At 72.4% G+C, this 14,971-nt stretch carries 16 protein-coding genes; 7 read left to right on the top strand and 9 right to left on the bottom strand.

What is annotated here, in order from left to right; genetic code table 11:
• Positions 1-44 precede the first annotated feature (44 nt).
• Complete coding sequence (locus tag HNR40_RS49260; protein ID WP_184974470.1) at positions 45-698, top strand: DoxX family protein; 654 nt, start codon at positions 45-47, stop codon at positions 696-698.
• Positions 699-702: 4 nt separating this feature from the next.
• On the opposite strand, the gene HNR40_RS49265 is transcribed toward HNR40_RS49260, so the two are convergent.
• The 3 genes from HNR40_RS49265 to HNR40_RS49275 form a co-directional block, all read right to left on the bottom strand.
• Positions 703-1,635 (bottom strand): DMT family transporter, encoded by a 933-nt coding sequence (locus tag HNR40_RS49265; protein ID WP_184974473.1) that lies wholly within the window; start codon positions 1,633-1,635, stop codon positions 703-705.
• 75 nt (positions 1,636-1,710) lie between these two features.
• On the bottom strand, positions 1,711-3,114 hold the full coding sequence (gene sthA / locus HNR40_RS49270) for a Si-specific NAD(P)(+) transhydrogenase (protein WP_184974476.1): 1,404 nt from the start codon (positions 3,112-3,114) through the stop codon (positions 1,711-1,713).
• A 96-nt stretch (positions 3,115-3,210) separates the two neighbouring features.
• Complete coding sequence (locus tag HNR40_RS49275) at positions 3,211-3,597, bottom strand: hypothetical protein (protein ID WP_184974479.1); 387 nt, start codon at positions 3,595-3,597, stop codon at positions 3,211-3,213.
• A 180-nt stretch (positions 3,598-3,777) separates the two neighbouring features.
• Here HNR40_RS49275 and HNR40_RS49280 point away from each other — a divergent pair, with 180 nt between their 5' ends.
• From HNR40_RS49280 to HNR40_RS49300, 5 genes are all read left to right on the top strand, one after another.
• A complete protein-coding gene (locus HNR40_RS49280) occupies positions 3,778-4,479 on the top strand; it encodes a sulfotransferase family protein (RefSeq protein WP_184974482.1) in 702 nt (233 codons plus the stop codon).
• Positions 4,480-4,543: 64 nt separating this feature from the next.
• Positions 4,544-5,440 (top strand): ATP-binding cassette domain-containing protein, encoded by an 897-nt coding sequence (locus HNR40_RS49285; protein WP_184974485.1) that lies wholly within the window; start codon positions 4,544-4,546, stop codon positions 5,438-5,440.
• The gene (locus HNR40_RS49290; protein ID WP_184974488.1) at positions 5,437-6,213 is read left to right on the top strand and encodes an ABC-2 transporter permease family protein; all 777 of its coding nucleotides are present in this window, start codon (positions 5,437-5,439) and stop codon (positions 6,211-6,213) included. Before HNR40_RS49285 ends, HNR40_RS49290 begins: the two co-directional genes overlap by 4 nt.
• An 11-nt stretch (positions 6,214-6,224) precedes the next feature.
• A complete protein-coding gene (locus tag HNR40_RS49295) occupies positions 6,225-7,337 on the top strand; it encodes a sensor histidine kinase (RefSeq protein WP_312896829.1) in 1,113 nt (370 codons plus the stop codon).
• Positions 7,328-7,966: a response regulator transcription factor gene (locus HNR40_RS49300; protein ID WP_184974491.1), complete on the top strand. Its 639-nt coding sequence runs from the start codon at positions 7,328-7,330 to the stop codon at positions 7,964-7,966. Before HNR40_RS49295 ends, HNR40_RS49300 begins: the two co-directional genes overlap by 10 nt.
• Before the next feature lie 17 nt (positions 7,967-7,983).
• Here the strand turns inward: HNR40_RS49300 and HNR40_RS49305 are convergent, their stop codons facing one another.
• The 4 genes from HNR40_RS49305 to HNR40_RS49320 form a co-directional block, all read right to left on the bottom strand.
• Positions 7,984-8,229, bottom strand: a complete 246-nt coding sequence (locus HNR40_RS49305; RefSeq protein ID WP_184974494.1) for a metallothionein — start codon at positions 8,227-8,229, stop codon at positions 7,984-7,986.
• A gap of 82 nt (positions 8,230-8,311) precedes the next feature.
• A complete protein-coding gene (locus HNR40_RS49310; protein ID WP_184974497.1) occupies positions 8,312-9,403 on the bottom strand; it encodes an MFS transporter in 1,092 nt (363 codons plus the stop codon).
• Positions 9,404-9,405: 2 nt separating this feature from the next.
• Positions 9,406-12,120, bottom strand: coding sequence for a hypothetical protein (locus tag HNR40_RS49315; protein ID WP_184974500.1), 2,715 nt, complete (start codon positions 12,118-12,120; stop codon positions 9,406-9,408).
• A 119-nt stretch (positions 12,121-12,239) separates the two neighbouring features.
• Positions 12,240-12,683, bottom strand: a complete 444-nt coding sequence (locus HNR40_RS49320; protein WP_184974502.1) for a hypothetical protein — start codon at positions 12,681-12,683, stop codon at positions 12,240-12,242.
• A 344-nt stretch (positions 12,684-13,027) separates the two neighbouring features.
• Between HNR40_RS49320 and HNR40_RS49325 the strand changes: the two genes are divergently transcribed.
• Entirely contained in the window at positions 13,028-13,198 is a 171-nt protein-coding gene (locus tag HNR40_RS49325; RefSeq protein WP_184974622.1) for a hypothetical protein, read from the top strand.
• Here HNR40_RS49325 and HNR40_RS49330 read toward each other — a convergent pair whose 3' ends face one another.
• Positions 13,199-13,822 carry a pyridoxamine 5'-phosphate oxidase family protein gene (locus HNR40_RS49330; protein WP_184974505.1) on the bottom strand — a complete coding sequence of 208 codons (624 nt, stop codon included), beginning with the start codon at positions 13,820-13,822 and terminating at the stop codon, positions 13,199-13,201.
• A 43-nt stretch (positions 13,823-13,865) separates the two neighbouring features.
• Entirely contained in the window at positions 13,866-14,954 is a 1,089-nt protein-coding gene (locus HNR40_RS49335; protein ID WP_184974507.1) for a PrsW family intramembrane metalloprotease, read from the bottom strand.
• Between the last annotated feature and the right edge of the window lie 17 nt (positions 14,955-14,971).

Below are 14,971 nucleotides of genomic sequence, written 5' to 3' on the forward strand. Positions count from 1 at the left end.
GTGTGATGTCCCGTTCAGGGCAGGCATCTACCGTGAGACAGGCAATGCGAGATATAGCCGCTTTAGTGGCCCGCGTCGGCGTGGGCGGCCTTTTCTTCGCCAACGGCTGGAGCAAGCTGCAGGTCGGGCTGCTGGCCACCGGCGAGGCGTTCTCCAGGCAGGGCGCGCCGGCGCCCGGCGCCTGGGCGACCGTCACCATGCTCACCGAGCTCATCGGCGGCGCGCTGCTCATCGCCGGGCTGGCCGTGCCGGTGACCGGGCTGATCCTCTTCGTCGAGGCGCTGGCCGTCTTCCTGATCGCGCCGCCGCTCAACCCCATCACCACCAACGAGCTCATCGCCCTGGGCGCCGCCGCGATCCTGCTGGCCGTCGTGGGCGCCGGGCGCATCTCCGTGGACCACATGGTGGTCATCAGGCGCAGGGAGTCGGAGGCGGCATCGGAGTTCGCCGCCGACAACGAGGCCGACCAGGTCATCGCGTCGCTGCGGGAACCGTCGGCGCCGGAGATCCCCGCCCCCGCCAAGGAGGAGCCGCGGAAGCCCGAGGACCCGCCCGGCGCCAGCGAGGACACCGCGCCGCATCCCCGTCCGCGCCGCCGTAACGGGGGCCCGGACGAGGCGGCGCCCGGCGACACGCTCGTGGCCGGGCGCAAGAAGCCGCCCGCCGCGCGCGGGCGCAAGCCGCCGGAGGAGGAGTGAGCGCTCAGGCGTCCGCGCGGCTCTTCACCGGCCCGTCCAGCGGTACGGCCGCGCGTCGCCCCAGCCGGATCACCCCCTGGGTGAGCGCGATGGCCACCAGGATGACCACGGCGCCGACCGGCTGGTTCCAGGTCAGCGCCTCGCCCAGGATCACCAGCCCGGACAGGGCGGCGACGACCGGCAGCAGATAGGTCACCGTCGAGGTGGTCGTCACGCCCGCCTGCCCCTGCACCCAGTACAACATCAGGTAGGCCACGCCGGTCCCGAGCCCGCCGAGCGCGAGCATGCTCCACCACACCCCGGCCGAGACCGTGGTGTCCACCAGCGGCACCCCGGCGATCAGGGTGATCACGCCGAGCTGCGCGGCCCCGCTGAGCAGCTGTCCCGTGGCCAGCACCACGGGCGCCTCGGTGCGCCGCCCGGTGATGAACCGGCCCATGTACGCGCCGCCGACGCCGTAGCAGAGCGCGGCGGCGAAGCAGGCCAGGCTGCCGCCGAGCTGCCCGCCAGCCATCGGCTGCCAGACGCCGAGCACCACCATGACCCCGGCGAACCCGAGCCCGAGTCCGGCGACCCGGCTCGCGGTCGGCTTCTCCGCGCGCAGCAGCAGCGTGAAGGCGAGCGTGCACAGGGGCGTGGTGGCGTTCCAGATGGCGGCGACGACGGAGGAGACGTACTGCTCGCCCCAGGCGAACAGGGTGAACGGCAGTGTGGTCAGCACGATCGAGGCCACCTGGAAGTGGCCCCAGAGCCGCGGGTCGCGCGGCAGCGCCTTACGGCTGATCGCCAGGGCGGCAAGCAGCGTCAGCGCGCCGATCACCATGCGGGTGAACGACACCTGCAGCGGGTGCAGTTCGCCGACGGCGACCTTGATGAAGAAGAAGCTGTTGCCCCAGACGAGCGCCAGCACGAGGTAGGCGGGCAGCCAGCGCCGCATCGGTCCTCCCGGTCTGATGGATCGGCAGGAGCGTAGCGGCCTTTTCCTCGGTGCATGTAGGGATATCTCCCTATCTCACAGCTCGAACTTCGCGACCCTTCTGAGCTTGTTGACCGCGTCGAGCGCGGCGACCTTGTACGACTCGGCCAGCGTCGGGTAGTTGAAGACCGCGTCCACGAGGTAGTCGACGGTGCCGCCGCAGCCCATGACGGCCTGGCCGATGTGCAGCAGCTCGGTGGCGCCGGTGCCGAAGACGTGCACGCCCAGCAGGGAGCGGTCCTCGGGCGAGATCAGGAGCTTGAGCATGCCGTAGGTGTCGCCGATGATCTGGCCTCTGGCCAGCTCCCGGTAGCGGGAGATGCCCACCTCGAACGGCACGTGCGAGCGGGTCAGCTCGTCCTCGGTCTGCCCGATGAAGCTCACCTCGGGGATCGTGTAGATCCCGATCGGCTGCTGCGACGACAGCCCGCGCAGCGGCTCCCCGCACGCGTGGTGGGCGGCGATGCGGCCCTGCTCCATCGAGGTGGCCGCCAGCGAGGGGAAGCCGATCACGTCACCGACGGCGTAGATGTGCGGTACGGCGGTGCGGTAGAAGGAGTCCACCGAGATGCGCCCGCGGTCGTCGGCCGCCAGCCCCGCGGCCTCCAGGCCCAGTTCGTCGGTCATGCCGTGGCGGCCGGCCGAGTACATGACGGTCTCGGCCGGGATCTTCTTGCCGCTCTCCAGCAGCGTGATCGCGCCGCGGGGCCGCTTCTCGACGGCGGCGACGGTCTCGCCGAAGCGGAAGGTGACGGCCAGGTCGCGCAGGTGGTACTTGAGCGCCTCGACGATCTCCAGGTCGCAGAAGTCGAGCATGCGCTCGCGCCGTTCGACCACGGTGACCTTGGTGCCGAGCGCGGCGAACATCGAGGCGTACTCGATGCCGATCACGCCGGCGCCGACCACGACCAGCGAGTCGGGGACCGTGGGCAGGTTCAGGATGCCGTCGGAGTCGATGATCGTCTCTTCGTCGAACTCCACGGAGTCGGGGCGCGCGGGGCGGGTGCCCGTGGCGATGATGATCTTCGAGGCGCTGACCTTGACGTCACGGCCCTGCTCGTCGATGACGTCCACCGTGTAGGGGTCCACGAACCGCGCCGAGCCCGTCAGCACCGCGACGTGGTTGCGGGAGAGCTGGCTGCGGATCACGTCGACCTCGCGGCCGATCACGTGCTGGGTCCTGATGCCCAGGTCCGCGACCGTGACGTCGTCCTTGACCCGGTAGGACTGGCCGTACATCTCGCGCTGGTTGAGTCCGGTGAGGTAGAGCACCGCCTCACGCAGTGTCTTGGAGGGGATCGTGCCGGTGTTGATGCACACGCCGCCGATCATGTTGCGCCGTTCTACGACGGCGACCCGCTTCTCCAGCTTGGCGGCCGCGATGGCCGCCTTCTGCCCGCCAGGCCCGGAACCTATGACAAGCACGTCAAAGTCGGTCACAAGACCCACAGTACGGTCCCCCTCCGCCCCGGTCACCAGCCCCAGGCCTGCGGTTTCCCGGCCCGCGCGGCGGCACGGGCCGGGAACCGGCGGCGATCAGCTGTAGAAGGTGGTGGAGCTGTGGGTGACCGTGGTGCCGCGCTCGCCCCAGTAGGAGGAGATGTCGGCGCGGTACTGGGTGTCCTCGTAGGCCGTGGCCAGGCTGCCGCAGGTGTTGCCGGGGTGGCCGTAGTAGTTGTTCTTGTCGGTGATCGTCGGCGAGGGCCCGGGGCGGGACAGCGGGACGAGCTTGACCTTCACCCAGCGGGCGCCCTCGGTGTTGAACGCCGCGACGCAGAGGCTGTCGGTGCCGTCGTTGTAGCTGACGGTGCCGTCGCCCACGTTCCTGGAGAAGGAGTTGGCCAGCGCGGGCTGGGCGAGAGCGAAGCTGGCGGCAGCAACGGTGACGCCCACCACGGCGGTCTTGAGGAGGTTCTTCATCATTGCCCTTCGATCGGGAGCGGTGCGGGTTCCACCGCCCTCGCAGTGATCTTGGCCAACGACGCGTCCATGACAACAGGTCCTAACGGGAGAATTCTCCAGTTAGTCATTCATTCGTAGACAGCTATTCGCCCGGGACGTATCGATGACGAGAGGGACACTTCCGGCAGAGGAGACGGCGACATGCTGAACGTGATCGGCGCGGGCTTCCCGCGCACGGGGACCTCTTCGATGAAGGCGGCACTGGAACGGCTGGGCTTCGGTCCCTGCTACCACATGTTCGAGATCCTCGCCCGCCCGGACCGGGTGGACCGCTGGCTGCCCGCGATCGAGGGCCGCGCGCTCGACTGGAACCACGTCCTCGAGGGCTACCGCTCGGCCATGGACTGGCCCGCCAGCCACTTCTGGCGCGAACAGGCCGAGGCCTACCCGGAGGCCAAGGTCATCCTGACCGTACGCGACCCGGTGCGCTGGCACGCCAGCATGCAGACGCTGATCTCCGAAGGGCCCAGGACGCTGGCCATCGGCGACCTGCCTCCCGCGGCGGCGGAGATCATGGGCGCGATGCGCCGCCTGAGCCCTCTCCTGGACCTGATCGGGCGGGCCGCGTTCGGGCCGGAGTTCGCGATGGCCCGCGACATGCCGCCGGTCGAGGTGGCCACGGAGTTCTTCGATCTGCACACCGAGACCGTCAGGCGCACGATCGCGCCCGAGCGGCTGCTGGTCTTCGACGTGCGCGAGGGCTGGGAGCCGCTGTGCGCGTTCCTGGGCGCCGAGGTGCCGGACGAGCCGTTCCCCCATCTCAACGACGCCGACGCGATCAAGGTCATGATGGCGCGGCTGACGACGGAGGGCGTGGTGAGCACGCCGTTCTCTGGCGGTTAACCCCCAGCGGACTCGACGGCCCGCCCCCATGGCCTCTCACCTGGGCTTTCCCTAGCGTTGACGCATGATCACACTACGCGGGCTGACCAAGCGCTATGGCGCGCGCACCGCGGTCGACGACCTCACCCTGGAGGTACGGCCCGGCGCCGTGACGGGGTTCCTGGGCCCGAACGGCGCCGGGAAATCGACCACGATGCGCATGATCCTCGGACTCGACCGGCCGGACGCGGGCACGGCGCTCGTGGGCGGCCGGCCGTACCAGAAGATCGAGAACCCGCTGCGGACGGTCGGCGCGCTGCTGGACGCGCGCGCGGTGCATCCGGGGCGCTCGGCGCGGGCGCATCTGCTGGCGCTGGCCCGCAGCAACGGCATCGGCCGGGCCCGGGTCGGCGAGGTGCTGGAGATCGTCGGGATGGACCGCGCGGCGGGGCGGCGCGCGGGCGCGCTGTCGCTGGGGATGAGCCAGCGGCTAGGGATCGCGGCGGCGCTGCTGGGCGATCCGGCGGTGCTGATGTTCGACGAGCCGGTCAACGGGCTCGACCCGGACGGCGTGCGCTGGATCAGGCGGCTGATGCGCGGCCTGGCCGACGAGGGCAGGACGGTCTTCGTCTCCAGCCATCTGATGAGCGAGATGCAGCTGACCGCCGACCACCTGGTGGTGATCGGGCGCGGGAAGCTGATCGTGGACGCGCCGCTGGGCGAGGTGGTCGCGGCGAGCGCGGTGCGGATCCGCTCCCCGCACGCCGGAGACCTCGCGGTACGGCTGCGCGCCGCCGGCGTCGAGGTGTCCAGGACGGGCGAGAGCCAGCTCGTGGCCACCGGCGCGAGCACCGAGCGGATCGGCGACCTGGCCCACGAGGCGGGCATCAGGCTGCACGAGCTGAGCGCCCAGGAGGCCTCGCTGGAGCAGGCCTTCCACGAACTGACCGCGGACAGCACCGAATATGGGAGCCGAGTATGAGACGGGCGATCTCCGCCGAGTGGGTCAAGCTGTGGTCGGTCCGTTCGACCTGGTGGTGCCTGATGGGCGCCGCGGCGCTGATGGTGCTGGCCTCGGTCACGGTGGCCGCGGCGCTGGGCTCGCACAACGGGCAGCCGCGCACCGAACGGCTGGCCGCCACCGAGCCGGTCGTGTCGGCGGCGATCTTCGCCCAGTTCGCGCTGGTGGCGCTGGCGATGCTGGTGGTGACCTCGGAGTACTCCTCCGGCGGGATCCGGGTGGCGCTGCAGGCGACGCCGATCAGGGGACGGCTGCTGGCGGCGAAGGCGCTGGTGGTGGCGCCGGTGATGTTCGTCACCGGGGTGGTGAGCGGGGCCGTGGGGGCGGTGCTGACGTACGTGCTGCTGCGGATGGAGCCGTTCAGGGCGCCGGTCACGCTGGCGGCCGGTGAGACGGTGGGTGACCTGGTCAGGCTGGGGGCGTTCTGCGCGCTGGTGGGCGTGCTGACCGTCGGCGCGGGTGCGGCGCTGCGCAGCGCCGCGGGGACGCTGACCGTGGTGTTCCTGCTGATGATGGGGCTGCCGCTGCTGATCATGATGACCGGCGCGCCGGCGCTGATCGACGCCTCGATGCGGCTGCCGATGTTCGCCGGGCTGGCGTTCATGGAGAGCGTGGAGAACATGACGGGCGGGCCGATGCCGTACGCGGCGGGCGAGGGCCTGGCGTGGCTGCTGGTGTGGACGGCGGCGGCCCTGGCCGCCGGGTACGTCGTCCTGCGCCGGCGCGACGCCTAGACTGCGCAGCCGTGGCGGGACCTTTCGGGATGGGACTCATCGGGATGCGACTGGCCGGCGTGCTCGCCGGGCTGCTGTCCGGCCTGCTCGAACTCGCTCTGCTGGCCGTCGCCTGGCCCGCCAGGCGACGGTGGGGCCCGGCGGTCATGCGGCTCGAACACCGCCGGCTGACCTGGCTCGGCCTGGACGGCGACCCCCGGCCGCCCTCCTACCCCTACCTCGCGCTGCGGGCGCTGCTGGGCGTCACCGGCGGATACGCGGTGTTCGCGCTGCTCTTCGTCGCCGGGCTGTTCCTGGCCGGCTCGGCGTGGTCGCTGATCACCGGCAGCTCGGACATCGTCTCGCTGTCCTTCCCCGGCCTGCACCTGGAGACGATGAGCTGGACGATCGGGCTGAGCGGCGGCCTGGTCGTGCTCGCGCTGGCCGGCGGCGCGGTGGAGTCGGTCGCGTGGGCGGAGCGGCGGCTGGCCGTGCTCTTCCTCGGGCCGGGACCGGAGGAGCTGATGCGGCGGCGTATCGCCGAGCTCACCGACACCAGGCTCGGCATCGTGCGCGCCGTCGACGACGAGCGGCGCAGGATCGAGCGGGACCTGCACGACGGCGTGCAGCAGCACGGCGTGGCGCTGGCCATGCTGCTCGGCCGGGCCCGCCACAGCCCGGCCGCCGCGCCGGAACTCGTCGACCAGGCCTACGCCGAGTCGCGCAGGCTCCTCGACGAACTGCGCAGCGTCGCCTGGCGCGTCTACCCCACCGCGCTCGACGAGCTCGGGCTGAGGGCCGCGCTCGACGGAGTCGCCGAGCGCGCGGGCGTCCCCGTCACCGTCCGGTACGGCCTGCGCGCCCGCCCCGTCTCCGAAGTCGAGACCGCCCTGTACTTCGTGGCCCGCGAGGCCATCACCAACGCCGTCAAGCACGCGCACGCCCGTGACATCCTGGTCGATCTGCGCGAGGAAGGTGAGGCGATGGTGGTGATGACGGTCTCCGACGACGGCGGGGGCGGCGCCGATCCGGCGGGCGGCGGCCTGTCCGGGCTGGCCAGGCGGGTGCGGGCGCTCGACGGCCGGTTCGAGGTGGTCAGCGGCGCTGACGGGACGACCGTGCGGGCGGTGCTGCCGTGCGGCTGATCCTGGCCGACGACGCGGTCCTGCTGCGCGAGGGACTGATCAGGCTGCTGGAGGACGCCGGTCACGAGGTGGCGGCGGCGGTCGGCGACGCCGGGGCCCTGCTGGCGGCGGTCGAGGAGCATCGGCCCGAGGTGGCCGTGGTGGACGTGCGGATGCCGCCCACCCACACCGACGAGGGCCTGCGGGCGGCGCTGGAGATCCGTTCGCGCCGGCCCGAGGTCGGCGTGCTGGTCCTGTCGCAGTACGTGGAGAAGACCTACGCGGCCCGGCTGCTGTCCGGCACCGGCGTCGGCTACCTGCTGAAGGACCGGGTCTCCGAGGTCGGGGAGTTCCTGGACGCGCTGGAGCGGGTGCGGGCCGGCGGGACCGTCCTGGATCCCGAGGTGGTCAGGCAACTGCTGGCCCGTACCTCGCACGCCGACCCGCTGGCCCGGCTGAGCGCGCGCGAGCGCCAGGTCCTGGAGCACCTGGCGCAGGGCCTGGCCAACACGGCGGTCGCCGAGCGGCTGCACGTGTCGCTCAGCACGGTGGAGAAGCACGTCAACGCGATCTTCGACAAGCTGGAGCTGCCGCAGCACGGGGACTACAACCGCCGCGTGCTGGCCATCCTGCGCTACCTGGACGACTAGCCGGCCCTGGGCGGTTTCTAGACGTAGGCGTCGGCGCGGTCGACTATGCCGGTGGCGCCTTCCTGGCGGGCGCAGTGGGCGCAGCAGTACCAGGCGCGGTCCACCTGGACACCGTGGCCGATCACCCGCGCGCCGCAGTGTTCGCAGATGGGCGCCATCGCCTGGATCGCGCACTGGAAGGAGTCGAACGTGTGCACCGCACCCTGCGCGTGCACTTCGAAGCTCATGTCGTAGTCGTTGCCGCAGGTCTCGCAGGCTGCCATGGCCGTGCTCCTCTCGTTGGTCGATGCGTGGCGGAAATACCCCCTTCCACCTCGCCTTTTCCCCAACGGCGTCCCATATTCTTCACCGCCGGGCGGCGGCCACGAGCAGCGGGACGGCGAGCAGGGCCAGCGACGCCAGCGCCGCCGCCAGGCCGAACGCCGCGGACAGGGCGCCGACCAGGAGCGGGCTGGCCACGAAGCCCGCGTAGGAGATGGTGGAGATCGCGGCCACCAGCGAGCCGCCCGGGTCGTCGGCGGCCGCGCGGCTCAGCAGGGCCGGGACCGGCGGGCCGAGCGCCAGGCCGGTCAGCGCGAAGCCGGCCAGCGCCCAGGCGGGCGAGGGCGCGAGACCGGCCAGGACGATGCCGGCGCCGCCGCCCAGGCCGGCGACGGCCAGCAGCGTGCGGGTGCCGAGTCTCGGCCAGACCTGGGCCAGCAGGCGTCCCACGGTCAGGGCGGCCATGTAGACGGCGGGGGCGGAGCCGGACAGCAGGGCGGTGGCGCCCAGGTGGTCCTCCAGGAGCAGGGCCGACCACTGCTCGACCGCGTTCTCGATGATCAGCACGCAGGCGGCCAGGGCGCCCAGGAGTGCCGCCTGACGCCAGGGGGTGGGGGTGCGGCTCGCCGTACCGGATGGTGGGCCCTGGGGAAGGGACAGCGGCGCGAGCGCCGCGCCCAGCACCAGCACCAGCACCGCGACGGCGACCAGCGCGGGTCCCGGGCCGACGCCGAGCTGCCTGGCCAGGCCGGTGGCGGGCGCGGCGGCGATGACGGCCAGCGGGAAGGCCGCGTACACCGGCTGGAACAGCCTGCGCCCGCTCTGCCGCTCGGCCCGGCCTGTGGCGAGGTTCAGCGTGACGTCCAGCGCGCCGCTGGCCGCGCCGAGCAGCAGCAAAGCCCCCGCCAGCAGGTACGGCCCGCCGCCGACGGCCCCGGCGACCGCCAGGATGCTCAGGCCGAACAGCGCGGTGGCGATGGTGAGCCCGGCGCGCTCCCTGCCTCTGGCCAGGCGTCCGGCCAGCGCCATTGCCGGGATCGCGCCCACCGGGACCCCGCTCAGCGCGAGCCCGAGGTCGGCCGTGGAGATCGCGAGGTGTTCCTTGACCGCGGGTAGCAGCGCCGCCCACGAGCCCCAGAACACCCCCCAGACAGCGCAGACCAGGATGAGCGGCACGCCTACCGACGCTGCCACACGGCGGCCCGGCCGCCTTCGCCGTCGCAGGCGCGTTGCCACAGCACGGGCCAGCCGCCCCTTCCCAGCCAGGCGGCGGGGGCGAGCAGGCCGTGGGCGGCGATCCGGTCCCAGAAGGCGTCGAGGTCGGCGCCGAGCTCCAGGGCGCCGGGGCGGGCGTGGTGCCAGGGGCCGTCCTCGTCGGCGAGGCTGGAGGCCGGGTATCCGGGGATCTCCACGGCGGCCGGGCGCGCCACCGCCTCCAGGCCGTCGGACGGTCCCCAGGAGGTGACGGCCATGGTCAGCGCGCACAGCACGCCGGTGCCCGGACGGCGGGCCATCGCGCGGGCCAGCCGAGTGTCGCCGGCGCCGGCCAGGTCGCCCAGCGCCCTGCGCAGCCGCACCGCCACCAGCTCGGCCGTCCTGGCCTGGGCGATCGCCTCGTGCCTGGCCAGCTTCCGCAGCGAACCCAGCATCGGCTCGTCCCTGACCAGCGGCGCCACCCGGGCGGCCAGCGCGGGCTCAAGACCGCCGATCGCGACGCTCATCGGCCGGACGCCGGTCAGCGCCCAGAGCCCGGCGGCGCCGAACGCGTCGAGCGCGCCGCCGCACGCCCGCTCCAGCTCATCCCGACCGGCCCGCCGCAGAGCCACGAGACCGGCCTCGGCGTCCTCGTGGGGCGCGCCCCGGACGAGCGCGGACAGCTCGGGCAGCGCGTCCGCGAGCGCCCGCTCGGCCAGGGCCGTCAGCGGCTCCCCGGCCTCGCGGAACAACCGTCCAGGCCGCCGGCCGGGCCCCTTGACCGGCCGGGGCGCGCGCTCCGGCAGCCGTACCGACGGCACCGGCAGCCGGCCCACCCACGCCTGTACCCGGCGCTCCAGCTCCGCCTCCGGGTCGGCGTTGAACCTGGCCCGGATCTCCCCCACACGCCACCCGTACCGTTCGGGCTTGATCTCCAGGTTGGCCGTGATCTGTCCGTCGCCGTCGATGAGCGCGGCCAGCACGCTGCGTCCCTCCGACGCCTCCTCCAGGTAGTACGGCCCGGCGATGCAGTTGCCCATGTAGGCGGCCCACTCGGCGGGGGTCCGCGGGTCGCGTGCCCAGCGGACCGTGACCGTGGTGCCGGGCACCTGGGCGCCCTCCAGCCGGGCCAGTTCGCCGGGCAGCGGGAAGACGCCGGTCAGGGCCTCGGCGACAGCCGTACCCGCGAGAAGCCCGTCGACCAGCTCCGCCCAGGTACGGCAGCGCGAGACCCGTCCGCCCAGCGACACGAGCTGCGCCGCGCCCGCCAGGGCCAGCGCGACCGACTCCAGCCGGGGCACCAGCGGCGCGGGCTCGGCGGGCTCGGGGTCCCAGTCGCGGTGGGGGACGATCGGCCCGTGCGCGATCTCGGCGGCGTCGTGGCCGTGCGCGGCGGCGAGGGCGTCGGCCAGATCGGCCAGCCAGAGCAGGTCGCCCACCACCTCGGTCCCGTCCTGCCGCGCGGACAGCGGCTCGGCGCCGCCGCACAGGACCGGCTGGGTCCAGGTGCGGGGCGAACGGGCCTGGCTCAGGGGCACCGCCGCGCGCCAGGCGCTCAGGTCGCGGCCGGCCCACTGCCGCAGGTCCCCGTGGACGCGCTCGGGGATGTCGGCCAGCAGTTCCTCGACCCCTTCCAGCACCACGACGCCGTAGTCGCGGGCCCTGGGCAGCCGCTGGCGGGCCAGGTCGGCACGGTCCGGCCACCTGGCCAGGTCGCGGACGTAGGGGCCGGGGCGCGGCGGCAGCCCGGACAGCTTGCGCGGACCCTTCACCTTCGCGGCGGCGGCGTTGAGCTGCGCGGTCATGCTCGCCAGGGCCGCCTCGGTCCCGAGGTCGGCCACCGCCACCGAGGTACGTAGCAGGACGGTCGCGGCCATCGCGTCCTCGACCGCCGCCTGCAGCATGACCGACCAGTCGGTGGGGCCCGGCGTCCAGCGGGCGGCGTCGGCCAGCGACGGCGTCTCGCCGACGGTCATCCGGAGGCGGCGCAGCAGTTGCTCGTCGGCGTGGTGCCGGTAGAGCTCGCGCAGCTCGTCCTCACGGTCGACCTTCCCGTGCATCGCCAGCCTGGCCGCCCGCCGCGCGCCGGCCGCGTGGTGCGCGACGACCCGCTCCAACAGGTCCATGAGCAGCGCCGGCCTGCGGGGGTGTGGCACGTCCGCGAAGATCTGCCCCAGATGTACGGCCAGCCGCGACGCCCGCTCCCGCCCGACGATCCCGTCGTTCCCGGAGCATGCGCTCAGCAGGGTTTGCAGTTGCTCGGGGCCCAGGATGTCGCTGGCCGCCGAGGCCAGGGTGAGCGCGTCCCAGCGGCTCTCGGCCAGGGCCGTGGCGGCCGCGGCGCCGACCGGCTTGGTGGCGGCGGGCCCGAACAGCGCCACCAGCACCCCCGCGCGCTCCCCGAGCAGGTGGGCCCGCTCGGGCCCGAGCACCCGCAGCGCGGCGAGGACGGCATCGCGCCGGTCACCGGCCGCCCCGGCCAGCCGGGCGGAACGGAACCCGTCGCCCAGGTCCACCCCGGCCCCTGCGGCGTCCTCGCCACCGGCGGCCACCAGCCGTCGCAGCTCCGCCAGTGCGGGAGCCGGGTCCAGCCCCTCGGGCCCCACGGCGACCGCCGCGCCCGGCCGTGGACGCGCGGGGTCCAGCACCCGGACCCGCAGGCCCGGGTGGGTCACCACGCCAAAGGCCAGCCGTGTCATGATCCTCCCTCCGCTTTCCACGGTAAGGATCACGTATCCGAAATACACCTGCTTTTCGGGTGCTCAGATCGGCTGGGCAGAGACACGTCCGTGCGGAGAGGTGGCGTCTCTGCGCGTGATCAGCTGAACCGGGCCTTGCCCCGCTTGTTCCAGCCGCCGTCGACGTCGATGTAGTCCTTGGCGTACCAGTTCGTGAACTGCTTGAGCGCACGGGCGGCGCTGCCGGCGTACTCGATCTTGTCGGGGTTCCAGAGGCCGAGCTTGTGGTAGCGGTAGAGCTCCGTCCCGGCCTGCTCCTCGGACTTGGGCGGGTGGGTGTCGCCGTTCCGCAGGTCGTTCCAGGCGCGGCCCTTGGCGGTCAGGGCGCCGTCGCGGCCGATGAGCTCGTGCTTGCAGTAGGTGCGGTGCTGCCGCTTGGCGACCTTGGAGTTGTCGGAGTACTCGACCCGGTTCGGGGCGAAGGCGCACTTCTCTTTGGCGGCGGAAGCCGTACCGGGGAAGAGGGTGAGGGCGCCGAGCGCACCGGCGGCGAGGGCGGCCGTGATGATCGTTCTGGTGTTCATGCAGATGAAGATGCCCGCCCAGTCCCAAGGCCGTTTCTCGGTCACCACCCGGTTGCGTAACGGAAGTCCAGGAGAAATGCGTTGAGAGTGGCACCGGGTGGCGGTTAGGTTGCAACTGCCTGCCAACCCGGCGGCAACCGGTCCGGGTGACCGTGGAAGCGAGAGGGGGGCGGACCATGCGACGCGTCAGGAAGATCAAGCCATCGACCAAGAAACGCCCTGAGCTGGACCTGCGCACCCCGTCGGGGCGACGACTTCCTTACTGATTGTGGTCCTTACGACCAACTTACGGGTGGTTCTGTAGATAACATAGGTAACAGAAACATCACGCCGGGGGGCTGAGGATGAAGAGGCTTATGGTGGTGCCGCCGCGTATCGCCAGGCACAAGGTCCGTGACATCCGCTCGGGCGGCCGCCGCGGGCCCGTGGTCGCCGACCCCAAGGTCGTCGACCTTCGTGCCTACAGCGGCCGTAATGTGATCCTTTTCCCGGGCGGGCCGACGCCCGCCGCGTGATCACACCTTGTAGAGCTTGTCGGCGTATCCCTTGCTGTAGTACGCCTCCAGCTGCTCGACGCTCTCGGTCACCGTCTGGACGTCCTTGACGATCCGGGCGTGCGAGGGCAGCTCGTCAGGGCTCCAGGACTCCGGCTTCCACAGGGACGAGCGCATGAACGCCTTGGCGCAGTGGTGGAAGATCTGCTCGATCTCGACCACGAGCGCCAGGTGGGGCCGGTGGCCCTTGACGATCATCTCGTCGAAGAACGGCGCCTCGCGGACCAGGCGCGCCCTGCCGTTGATGCGCAGGGTCTCGTTCCTGCCGGGGATCATGTAGATCAGCCCGACGTGCGGGTTGCGCAGGATGTTGAGAAACCCGTCGGCGCGGCGGTTGCCCGGCCGGTCGGGAATGGCGATCGTGGAATCGTCGATCACATGGGTGAAGCCCGCCGGGTCTCCCTTCGGGGACACGTCGCAGGTGCCGTCGTCACTCGAGGTCGCGATCAGGCAGAACGGCGAGGCCGCCAGCCATGCCCGGTCGAGCTCGTGCAGTTTGGGCCGTTCCTTGGTCGCCGCCCTCGGCAGCACCTCGCCCAGCAGGTCGCGGAGTTCTTCAGCTGATTCGATCTCCATCCAGGTCATTGGCCCATTCTTGACCATCCGTGAACGCCGCCGGCAAGGGGGTCTACCATCGGCGGGCCCGCGCCATCACGTCCAGGAGGGCGTCGCGCTCGGCGGCGAAGGAATTCAGGTCCATGCGTTCGCGCTCGGCCCGCACGTGCAGCATGGTCAGTTCGGTGGCCGCCTGCTGGTAGTCGGACATCGCCCGGCCCAGCCCCGCCTTCTTCGCCCAGGCCCGCGCGTGTTTGCGCGCCTTCAGCGTGGTCAGCATGCCGAGGTCCTGCGGGCTGAGCAGGCCGGTGCCCTGGTAGCGGGGCAGCACGTCGCCCATCCTGGCCACCAGTGCCCGCCGCTCGCGTACCGTGACCAGGATCAGCACGACGAGCACCGCCATGATCACGAGGTAGGCGAGGCCGAAGAAGGCCGGGGAGCCGGTGGTGGCGCTGCCGTTCCAGAGCATGTGCAGCGACACCGCGCCCAGGTAGCCCAGCGGGATCGCCCAGTAGCGGCGGCGCACCGCCGCGTACGCCACCCCGATGCCGATCAGCGAGGTGTAGACCGGATGCCCGAGCGGCGAGATCACCCCGCGCAGCACGAACGTCGCCACCGCCCCGTCGATCCCGCCCTGCCCGAACGAGCCCAGGTAGTAGCCGACGTTCTCCACGGCGGCGAAGCCGAGCCCGGCCATCCCGGCATAGATGATGCCGTCGGTCAGCCCGTCGATCTCCCGCCGCCTGCGCAGCAGCGCCAGCAGGGCCGCGCCCTTCAGCGCCTCCTCGATCACCGGCGCGAGCACGACCGTGCCCACGTCGTTGGTGACGCCCGCGCTGTAGCCGAGCCCGGCGACGACCGCCTCACCCGCCATCGTGAGCGCGATCCCGAGCACGATCGCCACCCCCGCGCCCCACGCGAAGGCGAAGCCCAGGTAGAGCCGGGGCTCAGGCTCCAGCCGGTCCAGGCCGAGCACGGCGGACAGCAGGATCGGCAGCGGCGCCAGCGCGAGCAGCATCGACAGGCCCCAGCCGACGGGGCCGCCGCTGAGCAGCATGACGGTGAGCACGAGCGCGGCCAGCGCGCTGGATATCCCGAGGCCGAGCAGCAGCCGCAGGCTCGGCCGCGGCGCCAGGGCGGGGGGACGGAGGTCGACAGCCATGCCTCACTGTGCCCCCG

It is taken from the genome of Nonomuraea endophytica, assembly GCF_014203235.1.
Taxonomy (GTDB): Bacteria; Actinomycetota; Actinomycetes; order Streptosporangiales; family Streptosporangiaceae; genus Nonomuraea; species Nonomuraea endophytica.

What these genes read in the sequence shown, in the direction of transcription:
- HNR40_RS49260 (WP_184974470.1), top strand. Translation starts at nt 45, where the DNA reads ATGCGAGATATAGCCGCTTTAGTGGCCCGCGTCGGCGTGGGCGGCCTT.
- HNR40_RS49265 (WP_184974473.1), bottom strand. Translation starts at nt 1,635, where the DNA reads ATGCGGCGCTGGCTGCCCGCCTACCTCGTGCTGGCGCTCGTCTGGGGC.
- HNR40_RS49275 (WP_184974479.1), bottom strand. Translation starts at nt 3,597, where the DNA reads ATGATGAAGAACCTCCTCAAGACCGCCGTGGTGGGCGTCACCGTTGCT.
- HNR40_RS49280 (WP_184974482.1), top strand. Translation starts at nt 3,778, where the DNA reads ATGCTGAACGTGATCGGCGCGGGCTTCCCGCGCACGGGGACCTCTTCG.
- HNR40_RS49285 (WP_184974485.1), top strand. Translation starts at nt 4,544, where the DNA reads ATGATCACACTACGCGGGCTGACCAAGCGCTATGGCGCGCGCACCGCG.
- HNR40_RS49290 (WP_184974488.1), top strand. Translation starts at nt 5,437, where the DNA reads ATGAGACGGGCGATCTCCGCCGAGTGGGTCAAGCTGTGGTCGGTCCGT.
- HNR40_RS49305 (WP_184974494.1), bottom strand. Translation starts at nt 8,229, where the DNA reads ATGGCAGCCTGCGAGACCTGCGGCAACGACTACGACATGAGCTTCGAA.
- HNR40_RS49315 (WP_184974500.1), bottom strand. Translation starts at nt 12,120, where the DNA reads ATGACACGGCTGGCCTTTGGCGTGGTGACCCACCCGGGCCTGCGGGTC.
- HNR40_RS49320 (WP_184974502.1), bottom strand. Translation starts at nt 12,683, where the DNA reads ATGAACACCAGAACGATCATCACGGCCGCCCTCGCCGCCGGTGCGCTC.
- HNR40_RS49325 (WP_184974622.1), top strand. Translation starts at nt 13,028, where the DNA reads ATGAAGAGGCTTATGGTGGTGCCGCCGCGTATCGCCAGGCACAAGGTC.
- HNR40_RS49330 (WP_184974505.1), bottom strand. Translation starts at nt 13,822, where the DNA reads ATGACCTGGATGGAGATCGAATCAGCTGAAGAACTCCGCGACCTGCTG.
- HNR40_RS49335 (WP_184974507.1), bottom strand. Translation starts at nt 14,954, where the DNA reads ATGGCTGTCGACCTCCGTCCCCCCGCCCTGGCGCCGCGGCCGAGCCTG.